This window comes from Agrobacterium burrii, from assembly GCF_017313405.1.
In the GTDB taxonomy this organism is placed as follows: domain Bacteria; phylum Pseudomonadota; class Alphaproteobacteria; order Rhizobiales; family Rhizobiaceae; genus Agrobacterium; species Agrobacterium burrii.
In genome coordinates this window covers 201,989-214,044 of the sequence record NZ_JAFLNA010000009.1, presented here as the reverse complement: position 1 = coordinate 214,044, position 12,056 = coordinate 201,989, and the positions used below count along the sequence as shown (strand labels likewise).

The following is a 12,056-nucleotide window of genomic DNA, read 5'->3' as shown; positions in this document are numbered from 1 at the left end:
CATGATCCTCGAAGCCCTGCAATATGCCGCCACCCGCGCGGCGACGCCCAAAGAATTCCGGCCGCATATCCGTTATTCCGTGAACCTGTGGGCACGCGCCAACCGCTGCGCCAAGGCATGGGCGGAACATGAGGACAACAGCCGGCAATTCGTGCTGCAATCCGCCAGAAAGCTGAAACAGCGGCGCACGGCGGTGGTGCTGGGATCGGGCCTGCTACGCGATGTGCCTCATGATGCACTGGTGGCGATGTTCGATACCGTCGTTCTGGTTGATCTGGTGCATCTTGCCAGCGTGCAGGCAAAGCTGCGCCTCAACTCCAAAAAGAACGTGCGCATCGCCAATCGAGATCTTTCCGGCTTCGACGAGATTATCGCCGGCAAAGACCCGGAACCGCTCGATTTCCTGCGGCGGGTGCCCTATCTCGATTTCGTGGTATCGGCCAACCTCCTGTCACAGATCGGCACCGGCGCGCGCCATCGGTTGGAGCGCGAGAAAATCGCGAATGCGCCGGACGATCTGCTGCCGAAACTCATTCAGACGCATCTCGATGCGCTGGCCGGCCTTCCCTGCAAGGTCTGTCTGGTAACCGACACATCCTTCGACATCATCGGCAAGAATGGCAGTCTGCACCAGCATGAAGACCTGCTGCATGGTGTCAATATTCCGGCACCCCCAGCCGCATGGGAATGGCCGCTTGCCCCCCTTGGAGAGGAAAGCAGGGATTATCGTATCGTGCATCACGTCATCGCGCGTGAACTCACCTGAACGTCATGCTTATTCCACAATTTTCGCGGTAAATTCGCGTCATGCGCCTGATGATCCGCACTTTGATGTTCCTTGCCTGTCTGCTTTACGGTGCAATGCCGGCGCAGATGGCGATGAGCATGCCGGTGAGCGCGGATATGGCCGTTTCGTCGCAACCCGCGATGAACCATGAAAATGGCCATTCAAACCATACCGGAAATCGGGACATCGGTGCCGAGACCTATGGGCAGGATACAGCCAAAACCCATAAATCGGGCATGGGCGATTGCTGTCCACATGGCGATGACGCTGCGCATCCCGGGTCCTGCGCCGCCTGCCTGATTGTGGTTCCGCAAATGATCTTTGCCGACGCTGGCCGGATGATCTTCGCCTACCCCAAGCCGCAGCGTGGCATTCTCTTTAATGGCAAGGCTTTCGCCCCGCCGCTGCCGCCTCCCCGCGCCTGACGCCAGATTTTTCCAGTCAATCCATCGAAAAATCCGACAGACACAGGAAGGATAATCCATGTCTATCAAGACCATCACGCTCGTCGCCGCTTTCGCGGCAGTATTCGCCATGCCCGTTTTCGCCCAGGAAGCGGGCGGCCATGCCGGGCACACCATGTCCAAGGGTGCCGCAAGCGAAACTGCTTCCACCAAGGCCTTCATGGAAGCCAGCAAGAAGATGCATGGCGATATGGCCATCGACTACAGCGGTGACGCCGATGTCGATTTCGTGCGCGGCATGATCCCGCATCATCAGGGCGCGATCGATATGGCCAAGGTCCAGCTCGAATATGGCAAGGACCCGGAAATCCGCAAGCTGGCCGAAGAAGTCATCAAGGCGCAGGAAGGCGAAATCGCCATGATGAAGGCCTGGCTGAAGTCCAAGGGCAAGTGATTGCTATTGTTAAAGGTGGAGCGCTGGTTACGGCGCTCCTTCGGCGTCGCGGCAGGTTCCTTCTCCCCGCCGGGGAGAAGAAACAAGCGGTAACCGCTCAATCCATCGGCACCGGCATTGGCCCATAAGATGACGGGAGCTATGAGCGAAGGTTTGCCACGCCCTACAACCCCGCAAGACCGGCCTTATAGTCCTCCGATGCCGCCCGGCTGAGGCGTTCCAACTCCATGGCAGCCCGGCTTGTGTGACGCTCCTTATGGCGCAACAAAGCGAAGTTACGGGCGGGCAGATCGATACCTGAACGGACCAGCAAACCCTGCCGCAGAAACAGCGACGCCACCGAGGCGGAAACTGCCGTCGCAGCCCCGCCGGAGCGCGCCGCCATCACCACCGCCTCGTTGGACGGCAGCTCCAGCATGACGGAAAGCTCGCCGGGATCCACCCCCATCTGCCGCACCGCCGCCTCGAAGGCGGAGCGGGTGCCGGAGCCCTGTTCGCGAAGCACCCACGAGGTGCCATAGAGCATGTCGAGCGCGGTTAGATAACGGCCATCGGCAAAGGGGTGGGCCGAACCCGTGACGACCAGCAGCTTGTCCGACACGACGGGCTGCACCATCAATGCCGGCTCGTCGATCCTGCCCTCGATGAAACCGACCTCCGCCAGACCATCCAGCACCGCCTGCGTGACAGTCTTGGTATTGCCGATGTCGAGCCGGACGGTGACGCCGGGATAGAGTTTCTTGAATTGCATCAGGATCGGCGGCAGCCAGTAGCTTGCAATGGTCTGGCTGGCGCAGACGGTGATTTCGCCGCGCGTCAGGCCGCCCATTTCTGAGAGAATCAATTCGGCATTGCGCACGCGTGCCAAGGTCGCCTTTGCTTCGCCCAGAAACACCCGACCGCTTTCGGTCAGTTCGATGTTGCGGCCGACGCGATGGAATAGCTCGACATTATAAAAGGCCTCGAGATTCTTGATGGCGGAACTGACGGCAGAAGCTGTCAGGCCGATGGCTTCGGCGGCCCTCGTCAGATGTTCCCGTTCGGCAACGGCGATAAAGATGCGGAGTTGTTCAAAAGTCATGGCTTTTCATTCGATTTTATCGAATAATATATGCCATATTATTTGATGGAATAAAACAGGCGGCTGCGGCATTGTCTGGCCATGGCACAGCATCGCACCCTCTCCCATCCCTTTCAGTTTTCCCTTCGCTGGCTCACCCCGCTTCTGCCGGGTATCCTGCTCTGCGCGGCGGTCAGCTGCGCCGCCATTCTGGCGGAGCGCTTTCAGGTGCGGCTAGCAGGCCATGCATGGCTTGGCGATCTCGTGCTGGCCATTCTGATCGGCACGCTTCTGCGGTCGCTGGTGTCCCTGCCGGCGGTTGCTTCGGCCGGCATCAAATTCAGCGCCAAGACCCTGCTTGAGATCGCCGTGGCGCTTCTCGGTGCGTCCCTCAGCCTTGCCATTCTCAAGGGCGCCGGCGGGCTGCTGATCGGTGGCATCGCGCTGATCGTCGCACTGTCGCTGATCATCAGCTATTTCGCCGGGCGGATGCTGGGGCTGCCGCCCAAGCTTGCAACGTTGATCGCCTGCGGCAATTCCATTTGCGGCAACTCCGCCATCGCTGCCGCCGCGCCCGCCATCGGAGCGAAACCGGAAGATGTTGCCGCTTCGATTGCCTTCACTGCGGTCCTCGGCGTCGTCGCCGTGCTTTTGATGCCGTTCCTGCCGCAACTCCTTGGCCTCGATGCCACTCAATATGGCATCTTCGCTGGCCTGACGGTCTATGCCGTACCGCAGGTGCTGGCCGCCACCGCCCCGCTTGGAGCCGTAGCCGTGCAGACCGGCACCATCGTCAAGCTTATCCGCGTCCTGATGCTGGGTCCTGTCATCGCCACGCTCTCCGTCATCCATGGCCAGTCCGGCAAGGGACGCCTGAAGCTGCAGCAGATGGTTCCGTGGTTCATCATCGGCTTCGTGCTGATGATCATGGCCCGTTCCTTCGGCCTCATCCCCGAAGTTCTGCTTTCCCCGGTCGCCTCGCTCTCCAATATCCTGACCATCATGTCGATGGCGGCACTGGGCCTCTCTGTCGATATCCGCAGCCTTCGCCATGCCGGCGGCAAGGTCATCCTCGCCGCCAGCCTGTCGCTGGTGCTGCTTGGTGTTCTGAGCTTTGGCCTGATCATGCTGACGCAGACAATCTGAGGCGACGTTATTTTCCGGTGCTGACCGTCAACGTGTAATGCGCGCCGAGCCCACGGCGCGGCGACCCCAGAATGAGTGTCGGGCGGATCAGCCATTCGGTATCCGCCTTCGGTGTCAAGGTGGCGATCTTGCCGCCGGAATCGCTAAAGAAGATGGCATCCTCATCCGGTGTCGAAAAATCGAAGACCGCCATCAGGACGAATTCACTGGAGGCGGCGAGCTCGATCTTCACCGTCTGCCCGGCTTTCACTTTCAGGCGATAGACATCACCACGTCCGCGCCGGGTCCAGCCGTCCAGCGTCAGCGGTCCGGCCGGCGGCAGCGCGACTTCCTTCAGCCTTTCGCCATCATCCAGCCAGATACCGTCGACATTGCGGCTTTCCGCAAAGGACGGATGCGGCACGGCGGCCACAGTCATGGTGAAAGCCAGAAGCAGGGAGGTTACCTTCATGGACGTACAAACTCCCGCCGCATGGCCTCAATCGGCTGGCGGCAATGGCAGCCTTCGATGTGGTCATTGACCATACCCATGGCCTGCATGAATGCATAGACGGTCGTCGGGCCGACGAAAGTCCAGCCCCGCTTCTTCAAATCCTTGGAAAGGCGAACGGAGGCGGCGCTGGTGGGATTGGCCCTTAACGTCGCATAGTCCAGCCTTTGCGGCCTTTCTGCGGCAGCGGGTTCGAAACCCCAGAAATATCGGGCGAGCGAACCGAATTCATCGCGCAGTTCCAAAGCGCGACGGGCATTGTTGATGGTCGAAACGATCTTGCCGCGATGGCGGATGATGCCCTTGTCCGCAACGCAGCGCTCAATATCCGCATCGCTGAACTCAGCCACTTTTTCGAACTCGAAATTGGCGAAGGCAAGCCGGAAAGCTTCCCGCTTGCGCAGAACCGTCAGCCAGGAAAGGCCGGACTGGAAACCTTCCAGACAGACCTTCTCGAACAGGCGGCGATCATCCGTGACGGGATAACCCCATTCCTCATCGTGATAGCGGCTGTAATCCTCCAGCCCCTGCTGCCAGAAGCACCGCACCCGACCATCCGCACCGGTTTCAAGTCCCGCTTCACTCATTCCGCAACAACCCTTTTCCGCTCCCGCCCGTAACCGTTGGAAGCTGCGCACTTACCACTCATTCACCACGTTTCAAAACCGGGTGCTAACCTTAAATCCAGCTTTCCCTAATCAAGGGCTTTTTAATGAACGGCCATTTACGATTCGCTGGCGTCGAGGTGCGAACGTGTCCGGCAATGCGGGACAATATTCCCCGCCATTTCCATTGTTGCGGCATCCCGCAGAGAGAGTCCACCCGATGACGATGAAGTCCGTTTTTCTGGCGCTGAGCCTCGTTTCCACCCTCGCAGTGCCGGCCGCCCTGGCCAATGAGCGTTATCGCGAGCGCCCGCCGGTCGTCGTCAGCCCGGACCTTTCCGCACCATGGGTCATGCAGCTGGGTGGCCGCGGCAATGTGCGCCCGGTGGTTTATCCGCGCGCCCCTGCCGCACGCCAGCCGTTCTTCCAGCAGCGCCAGGTCGCCATGCCGCAGCGCCCCAGCTCCGGCGTCACATCGCAACGTCCGGCGCGGGTGCAGAATGCCGCCGTGCGTCCCAACGCACCAGTGCGCACGCAGATCGCACCGCAATTCCTGCCGCAGATCGTGACCTACCCGACCACTCAAAAACCCGGCACCATCGTCATCGATACGCCGAACCGCTTCCTTTATCTCGTCATGGCGGATGGCAAGGCGCGGCGTTATGGCGTCGGCGTCGGCAAACCCGGCTTCGAATGGGCCGGGACCCACAAGGTGACCCGCAAGGCCGAATGGCCAAGCTGGACGCCGCCGAAGGAAATGATTACCCGCGAAGCGGCGAAGGGACACTACCTGCCGGCCTTCATGGAAGGCGGCCCGGCCAACCCGATGGGCGCACGCGCCATGTATCTCGGCTCCACGCTTTACCGCATCCACGGCACCAACCAGCCATGGACGATCGGCAGCAACAATTCGTCCGGCTGCATCCGCATGCGCAATGAGGATGTCACCGATCTTTTCGAGCGCGTGAACGTCGGAACCACCGTCATTGTGATATGACGGCAACGGTGCCGCTAATACGCCGGCTCGCAGCCGGCATGGCGGCGCATCACGCTTGAATTGCTGTCCCGGAGCGATACAATCGCTACTAGATTGATTTTGCGAGACTTGGCGGGGGACGCCAGGCGCCGGACCTCTCTCAGGGGGATGATGGAACGGCCTTGAAACGGGTGGTCAACTGACCGCCCGTTTTTCGTTTCTGTCATTCAAATGTTATCAAAAAGCGGTTTGGTGCATTTCTGATATCAATCTGGATTCTCTTCATGCCGCGCTATACTTCATTTGTCTGCGCCCTGCTCTTCAGCGGCGTTTCCTTCTCTGCCGCCATCGCAGGTGAATTTGAAATTTCCGGTTATGGCGGCTGGCAAAGCGCCCCGCACAGCGACGTGACGGTTTCCGACGGACCGGACTTCCGGGCCGGATGGGAAGGCAAGTCGTTTTCCAGCCCGGCCTATTGGGGCGTGCGCGGCACCTACTGGTTCGAGGAAGGCCAGCTCAACAATTTCGGTATCTCGCTCGATTACACCCACGACAAGGTCTATGCCGACGATCAGACCCTTGCCCGCTCCGGCTGGTCGCATTTCGAGTTTACCGACGGCCTGAACCTTTTGACGCTGAACGCGCTCTATCGCTTTCCGCTGGAGACATGGCGCCTGACCCCCTATGTCGGCGCCGGCGTCGGCATCAACGTGCCGCATGTGGAAGTCACCCGCCCGTCGGGCAAAACCTTCGAGTACCAGCTGGGCGGCGCCACCCTGCAGGCGCAAGCCGGCCTCAGCTACCGCATCACCGACAACTGGTCGACCTTCGTGGAATATAAGGGCACCTATTCCTTTATCGATGTCGATATGGACAATGGCGGCAAGCTGAAAACCGATATCATGACCAATGCGGTGAACTTCGGCGTTGCGTATAAGTTCTAAGCGGAAAGCCGGGCAGGCTTCGGCCCGCCATAGGCCCAGTCCAGCAGCTCAACCGTGTGCAGGATCGGCATATCAGTGCCGGTTCCGATCTGCGTGATGCAGCCGATATTGCCGGTGGCGATAACATCGGCACGCGTGGCTTCGATGTTCTTCACCTTGCGGGCTTTCAGTTTGTCGGAAATCTCCGGCTGCAGGATGTTATAGGTTCCGGCCGATCCGCAACAGAGGTGGCCCTCCGCCGGATCGCGTACGGTAAAACCCGCCGCTTTCAGCAATTGCTTCGGCGCAAGCGTGATCTTCTGGCCATGCTGCATGGAACAGGCCGAATGATAGGCGACCGTCAGTCCCTGGCTTTGCATTTGCGGCAGATCGAGGCTGGCGAGATATTCGGTGATGTCCTTTGCAAACGCCGAGACCCGCGCGGCTTTGTCCGCATAGGCCGGATCGAGCCGCAGCATATGGCCATAATCCTTGATGGTGGTGCCGCAACCGGAAGCGGTGATGATGATGGCGTCGAGGCCACCATTCTCCATCTCCCGTGTCCAGACATCGACATTGCGGCGGGCAGACGCGAGCGCTTCTTCCTCCCGGCCCATGTGATGCACCAGAGAACCGCAACAGCCCTCCCCCTTCGGCACCACGACCTCGATGCCGAGCCGCGCAAGCAGGCGCAGCGTCGCCTCGTTGATGCCGGGGTCGAGCACGGGCTGGGCGCAACCGGTGAGAATGGCGACACGGCCGCGTTTTTCGCCTTCGGCTGGCCGCTCACCCGGACGGGCGGAAGCGGAGGCCGGAGGTACGGCAGCGGGCGCAAGAGCGAGCATGGATTGCAGCGGTTTCAGCGCCGGAACCTTGGCAAGCAGACCTGCGAAGGGCCGCGCCAGTCGGGCCAGGCGCAAGGCGAGCCGGAAACGCGTGGGATGTGGCAGGACGGCAACCAGAAGATTGCGGAACAGCCTATCCATCAAAGGCCGCTTATAGGTCTGTTCGATATGGGCGCGGGCATGATCGACCAGATGCATGTAATCCACGCCGGAGGGACAGGTGGTGGTGCAGGCAAGGCACGACAGGCACCGGTCGATATGGGTGACGACTTCGCGGTCGGCCGGACGGCTGTTTTCCAGCATGTCCTTGATGAGGTAGATGCGGCCGCGCGGGCTGTCCAGTTCGTTGCCAAGCGTGACATAGGTGGGACAGGTGGCGGTGCAGAAGCCGCAATGCACACATTTGCGCAGGATTTTTTCGGATTCCGCCACATGCGGATCGGCCAGCTGCTGCGGCGTGAAGGATGTTTGCATGGTTCAGACCGCCCTTTATATCGTTCCGGCCATCTTGCCGGGATTGAATATACCTGCCGGATCGAGCTTTTCCCTGATCCGTGCCGACAGGATGGTTTCCGCCGCCGGACGCGGTTCGAAGGCGGTAACGGTGGCGCGCGCCGCATCGCTCGCCCTCACCAGCGTTGCATGGCCGCCGCCGAGCGCCCGGATGGCGCCGCGCAGCAAATCCGCCTCGGGATCGGCCTCCATCTGCATCCAGACAAGGCCGCCCTGCCAGTCGTAAAAGGCATCGATGCCCGCTTCCATGCGCAGGGCGCCGACCAGCCTATGGCCTTCGGCCGGCGCGACCGAGACTTTCCAGAGCGGTTTGGCATTTTGCCCGGCATAGGGTGCGACATCACGCACCTGCCGCCATAACAGACTGCTCTCTTCATCCTCCAGCAGCACCCACGGCCCGACCCTATCCATGACGGAGAGGAGTTTGGCAGAGCGCGCTTCCACAGATGCGGCAAGCCCTTCCAGCCGCAGGATCGTTGCCGGACCGTCCGGCAGAGTGCCGTTGATGAAACGGGAACGGACATTTTCCGGCAGATGCGCCGCACCGGAAACCTCGACACTCATCGCCATCGCCGCCGCCATGATGCGCGTCGCCACATCGTCATCCAGACCGGACACGACCACGGTTTTTTCAGCCTGCGGTTTCGGCAGCACGCGGAAGGTGACTTCGGTGAGGAAACCGAGCGTGCCGAAGGAGCCAGCGAGGAATTTCGAAAGGTCGAGCCCGGTGACATTTTTCATCACCCGGCCGCCTGCCTTGATGATCTCTCCGCTGCCATTGACGAAACGGATGCCGAGCAGGCTGTCGCGTGCCGCACCTGCCACATAACGGCGCGGCCCGGAAACATTGGCGGCAAAGACGCCGCCGATGGTCGGTTCGCCTGCGGTGCCCATGACCGGGCGGTGATCCATCGGCTCGAAAGCCATCATCTGGCGGTTTTCAGCAAGGGCGGCTTCGACGCTGGCGAGCGGGGTGCCGGCCTTTACGGTCATGACCATTTCGGCGGGGATGTAGGAGACGATGCCGTTCATGGCGCGGGAAGAGAGCGCATCATTTGCCGCGACTGCGTTGCCAAAACCGGAGCGGGTGTTGCCGCCGATGATTTTTAGTGAGGTTTTTCGGGTTGCGTGGTCGCGGATGATATCGGCGGCCTGTGTTTCTGCGTATGGGGTCAGCATGGGGTGGAGGCCTTTGAGCAAGAGATACCCCCCTCTGCCCTGCCGGGCATCTCCCCCACAGGTGGGGAGATCGGCAAGGTGCGCCTGCGTCGCTCTATATCGACCAATAAGAAAGGCGAGACCTTGCCGCGATTCGATCTCCCTCCTTGTGGGGGAGATGCCCGGCAGGGCAGAGGGGGGTAAGCAACCCCCTCCAAGGCTACAAAGCTAAAGCCCATCACTCCCTCCCCTCCAGCGGAAACACCTTCGACGGGTTCATCAACCACCCCTCGTCAAAAGCTGCCCGCACCGCCATCTGCTGGGCCAGATCGGCCTCGCCATACTGGTGGCGCATCAAATCCCGTTTTTCGATACCCACACCATGCTCACCGGTCAAACAGCCGCCGGCATCGACGCAGAGCTTCAATATCTCATTGCCCGCCTCCTCGGCGCGGGCCGCATCATCCGGATCGTTGGCGTTGAACAGGATGAGCGGGTGCATGTTGCCATCGCCCGCATGGAAAACATTGGCAACGCGAAGACCGAGCCGGTCGGTAATCTCGCTGGTCTTTTTCAGCACATAGGAAAGCTGGGAGAGCGGCACCGTGCCATCCATGCAGATATAATCCGCAATACGGCCCGTCGCGCCGAAGGCGGATTTGCGGCCTTTCCAGATCGCCGCCGCCTCCATGGCCGACTGGCATTCCTTTACGGTCTTCACGCCGTGTTTTCTGGCGATGGTGACGATATCGGCCAGCATGGCGTCCATTTCCGCTTCCGAGCCTTCAACTTCGACAATCAAAAGCGCGCCGACATCCAGCGGATATCCCGCATGAGCGAAGGCTTCGCAAATCTCGATGGCCGGCTTGTCCATGAATTCGATGGCAACAGGAATGATGCCCGCGCCGATGATATCGGCGACGCAGGAGCCGGCCTCCTCGGACGTTTCGAAACCGAACAGCACCGGTCGCGCGCCTTCCGGCTTGGCGATCAGCCGCACCGTGGCTTCCGTTACGATACCAAGCTGGCCTTCCGAGCCGCAGACGAGGGCGAGCAGATCGTAACCGTCAGCGTCGAGGTGCTTACCGCCCAGTTCCAGCACCGTTCCATCCACCAGCACCATTTTCACGCCAAGCAGATTGTTGGTGGTGACGCCGTATTTCAGGCAATGCGCGCCGCCGGAATTCATGCCGATATTGCCGCCGATGGTGCAGGCAAGCTGCGAGCTTGGATCCGGCGCATAAAAAAAGCCTTCCGCGCCGGCCGCATCGGAAATGGAGAGATTGGTGACGCCCGCCTGCACCCGTGCGGTGCGGTTATAGAAATCGAGTTCGAGTATCGAGGCCATTTTCGAAAGGCCGATTACCACCGCATCTTCCTGCGGAATGGCGCCACCGGACAGCGAGGTGCCGGCGCCGCGCGGCACAACCGGAATGCCATAACGGTGGCAATATTTCAGCACCGCTGACACCTGCTCCGTCGTCTTCGGCAGTGCGACGGCGAGCGGCAGACGGCGGTAGGAAACGAAAGCATCGGTCTCGAAAGGCACGAGTTCGCGCGGTTGGTGCACAAGACAGTCTTCCGGCAAGATATCTTTCAGATCGGATATGATGCGGTCACGGCTTGCGACGACCTTCGCACGCGGCTCCAGAAACTTGATCGGCTGCGTCACCGCCCCCTCCTCCATGTACGTCCTGCCAACTGGTATTCTTTCTTTACCACTTTGAAACAAAGCAATCAAATGTTATGGATTTTTTCCATTCTGGAAATAATCGAGGGCAGCTGTGACAAATCTGGGTGATCTGGAAGTCTTCGCAAGCGTTGTCGCCTCCGGCAGCATGTCGCTGGCCGCCAAGGAGCTTGGCTATTCGCCGGCCGTCATTTCCAAGCGCATCAAGCGGCTGGAAGAAAAGCTTGGCGCACGGCTTTTCCAGCGCACCACGCGGCAAATTTCGCTGACCGAGGCCGGACAGGGATTTTACGAGCGGGTACTTGCCGTGCTGGAAGGGCTTGAAGAGGCCGAAGATTTCGTGTCCGGACGGGCCAACACCGTCAACGGCACGCTGAAGATTTCCGCCCCCACCTCCTTCGGGCGCATGCATATCGCACCGCATCTGAAGACCTTCATGGAGCGTCATCCGGACCTCTCGGTCAATCTGGTGCTCAGCGATCAATTCATCGATATCATTGAGGGCAGTTACGATCTGGCGATCCGTATCGCCGACCTCAACTCGTCGAGCCTCGTGGCCCGCAGGCTGGCGCCGGTTCGCCGTGTGCTCTGCGCCTCGGCGGATTATGTGGCCGCGCACGGCGTGCCTGTAACAATCGAGGATCTGAAGAAGCACCGTTGCCTGCCGGCGCATAATAACGACGTATGGCGGCTGGAAGGACCGGGCGGCGCGCTCAGCATCCGCCCGGAAGGCATGCTGGTCACCAATTCCAGTGAGGTGATACGCGAGGCGGTGATTTCAGGGCTTGGCATTGCACTGCGCTCCACCTGGGATATCGGCCATGAATTGCGCGCCGGCAAACTGGTGCAGGTTCTGCCGGGTTACGAGGGTTCGCGCAACGTCACGCTTTCGGCGGTTTATCCAAGCCGGCAGTTTCTGCCAGCGAAGGTACGGCTGTTCATCGATTATCTGGCCGGGCTTTATGGGCCTGCACCCTATTGGGAACAGGATTGAAGCGCCGAAGC

Annotated in this window: 13 protein-coding genes; 7 read left to right on the top strand and 6 right to left on the bottom strand. The window is 60.5% G+C overall.

Going from position 1 to position 12,056, the window contains the following annotated elements:
- The first annotated feature begins 1 nt into the window (after nt 1).
- From JZX89_RS17775 to copM, 3 genes are all read left to right on the top strand, one after another.
- Nucleotides 2-766 carry a hypothetical protein gene (locus tag JZX89_RS17775; RefSeq protein WP_207134891.1) on the top strand — a complete coding sequence of 255 codons (765 nt, stop codon included), beginning with the start codon at nt 2-4 and terminating at the stop codon, nt 764-766.
- A 107-nt stretch (nt 767-873) separates the two neighbouring features.
- Nucleotides 874-1,212, top strand: a complete 339-nt coding sequence (locus JZX89_RS17770) for a hypothetical protein (protein WP_246746759.1) — start codon at nt 874-876, stop codon at nt 1,210-1,212.
- Nucleotides 1,213-1,270: 58 nt separating this feature from the next.
- Nucleotides 1,271-1,645, top strand: coding sequence for a CopM family metallochaperone (copM, locus tag JZX89_RS17765; protein ID WP_207134890.1), 375 nt, complete (start codon nt 1,271-1,273; stop codon nt 1,643-1,645).
- 163 nt (nt 1,646-1,808) lie between these two features.
- Here copM and JZX89_RS17760 read toward each other — a convergent pair whose 3' ends face one another.
- Complete coding sequence (locus JZX89_RS17760; RefSeq protein WP_149898651.1) at nt 1,809-2,726, bottom strand: LysR substrate-binding domain-containing protein; 918 nt, start codon at nt 2,724-2,726, stop codon at nt 1,809-1,811.
- Nucleotides 2,727-2,807: 81 nt separating this feature from the next.
- On the opposite strand from JZX89_RS17760, the gene JZX89_RS17755 reads away from it, so the two are divergent.
- Nucleotides 2,808-3,851, top strand: coding sequence for a YeiH family protein (locus JZX89_RS17755; protein ID WP_149898650.1), 1,044 nt, complete (start codon nt 2,808-2,810; stop codon nt 3,849-3,851).
- A 7-nt stretch (nt 3,852-3,858) separates the two neighbouring features.
- Here the strand turns inward: JZX89_RS17755 and JZX89_RS17750 are convergent, their stop codons facing one another.
- Together JZX89_RS17750 and JZX89_RS17745 are read right to left on the bottom strand one after the other, a co-directional pair.
- Nucleotides 3,859-4,302: a hypothetical protein gene (locus tag JZX89_RS17750; protein WP_149898649.1), complete on the bottom strand. Its 444-nt coding sequence runs from the start codon at nt 4,300-4,302 to the stop codon at nt 3,859-3,861.
- The gene (locus JZX89_RS17745) at nt 4,299-4,928 is read right to left on the bottom strand and encodes a DNA-3-methyladenine glycosylase I (protein WP_207134889.1); all 630 of its coding nucleotides are present in this window, start codon (nt 4,926-4,928) and stop codon (nt 4,299-4,301) included. Before JZX89_RS17745 ends, JZX89_RS17750 begins: the two co-directional genes overlap by 4 nt.
- Before the next feature lie 238 nt (nt 4,929-5,166).
- Between JZX89_RS17745 and JZX89_RS17740 the strand changes: the two genes are divergently transcribed.
- Both JZX89_RS17740 and JZX89_RS17735 read left to right on the top strand, forming a co-directional pair.
- Entirely contained in the window at nt 5,167-5,943 is a 777-nt protein-coding gene (locus JZX89_RS17740) for a L,D-transpeptidase (protein ID WP_207134888.1), read from the top strand.
- A gap of 263 nt (nt 5,944-6,206) precedes the next feature.
- The gene (locus JZX89_RS17735; RefSeq protein WP_174373034.1) at nt 6,207-6,866 is read left to right on the top strand and encodes an outer membrane beta-barrel protein; all 660 of its coding nucleotides are present in this window, start codon (nt 6,207-6,209) and stop codon (nt 6,864-6,866) included.
- On the opposite strand, the gene glcF is transcribed toward JZX89_RS17735, so the two are convergent.
- The 3 genes from glcF to JZX89_RS17720 all read right to left on the bottom strand — a co-directional run bounded on the left by glcF (nt 6,863) and on the right by JZX89_RS17720 (nt 11,048).
- Nucleotides 6,863-8,164, bottom strand: coding sequence for a glycolate oxidase subunit GlcF (glcF, locus tag JZX89_RS17730; RefSeq protein ID WP_207134887.1), 1,302 nt, complete (start codon nt 8,162-8,164; stop codon nt 6,863-6,865). The two genes, JZX89_RS17735 and glcF, sit on opposite strands and share 4 nt — an antisense overlap.
- A 15-nt stretch (nt 8,165-8,179) precedes the next feature.
- On the bottom strand, nt 8,180-9,382 hold the full coding sequence (gene glcE, locus JZX89_RS17725; RefSeq protein ID WP_207134886.1) for a glycolate oxidase subunit GlcE: 1,203 nt from the start codon (nt 9,380-9,382) through the stop codon (nt 8,180-8,182).
- 217 nt (nt 9,383-9,599) lie between these two features.
- A complete protein-coding gene (locus JZX89_RS17720; RefSeq protein ID WP_210348514.1) occupies nt 9,600-11,048 on the bottom strand; it encodes an FAD-linked oxidase C-terminal domain-containing protein in 1,449 nt (482 codons plus the stop codon).
- A gap of 97 nt (nt 11,049-11,145) precedes the next feature.
- Between JZX89_RS17720 and JZX89_RS17715 the strand changes: the two genes are divergently transcribed.
- Complete coding sequence (locus JZX89_RS17715) at nt 11,146-12,045, top strand: LysR family transcriptional regulator (RefSeq protein ID WP_207134885.1); 900 nt, start codon at nt 11,146-11,148, stop codon at nt 12,043-12,045.
- The last annotated feature ends 11 nt before the right edge of the window (nt 12,046-12,056 follow it).

Coding starts and splice junctions, on each gene's coding strand:
- JZX89_RS17775 (WP_207134891.1), top strand. CDS start 2: ATGATCCTCGAAGCCCTGCAATATGCCGCCACCCGCGCGGCGACGCCC.
- JZX89_RS17770 (WP_246746759.1), top strand. CDS start 874: ATGGCGATGAGCATGCCGGTGAGCGCGGATATGGCCGTTTCGTCGCAA.
- copM (WP_207134890.1), top strand. CDS start 1,271: ATGTCTATCAAGACCATCACGCTCGTCGCCGCTTTCGCGGCAGTATTC.
- JZX89_RS17760 (WP_149898651.1), bottom strand. CDS start 2,726: ATGACTTTTGAACAACTCCGCATCTTTATCGCCGTTGCCGAACGGGAA.
- JZX89_RS17755 (WP_149898650.1), top strand. CDS start 2,808: ATGGCACAGCATCGCACCCTCTCCCATCCCTTTCAGTTTTCCCTTCGC.
- JZX89_RS17750 (WP_149898649.1), bottom strand. CDS start 4,302: ATGAAGGTAACCTCCCTGCTTCTGGCTTTCACCATGACTGTGGCCGCC.
- JZX89_RS17745 (WP_207134889.1), bottom strand. CDS start 4,928: ATGAGTGAAGCGGGACTTGAAACCGGTGCGGATGGTCGGGTGCGGTGC.
- JZX89_RS17740 (WP_207134888.1), top strand. CDS start 5,167: ATGACGATGAAGTCCGTTTTTCTGGCGCTGAGCCTCGTTTCCACCCTC.
- JZX89_RS17735 (WP_174373034.1), top strand. CDS start 6,207: ATGCCGCGCTATACTTCATTTGTCTGCGCCCTGCTCTTCAGCGGCGTT.
- glcF (WP_207134887.1), bottom strand. CDS start 8,164: ATGCAAACATCCTTCACGCCGCAGCAGCTGGCCGATCCGCATGTGGCG.
- glcE (WP_207134886.1), bottom strand. CDS start 9,382: ATGCTGACCCCATACGCAGAAACACAGGCCGCCGATATCATCCGCGAC.
- JZX89_RS17720 (WP_210348514.1), bottom strand. CDS start 11,048: ATGGAGGAGGGGGCGGTGACGCAGCCGATCAAGTTTCTGGAGCCGCGT.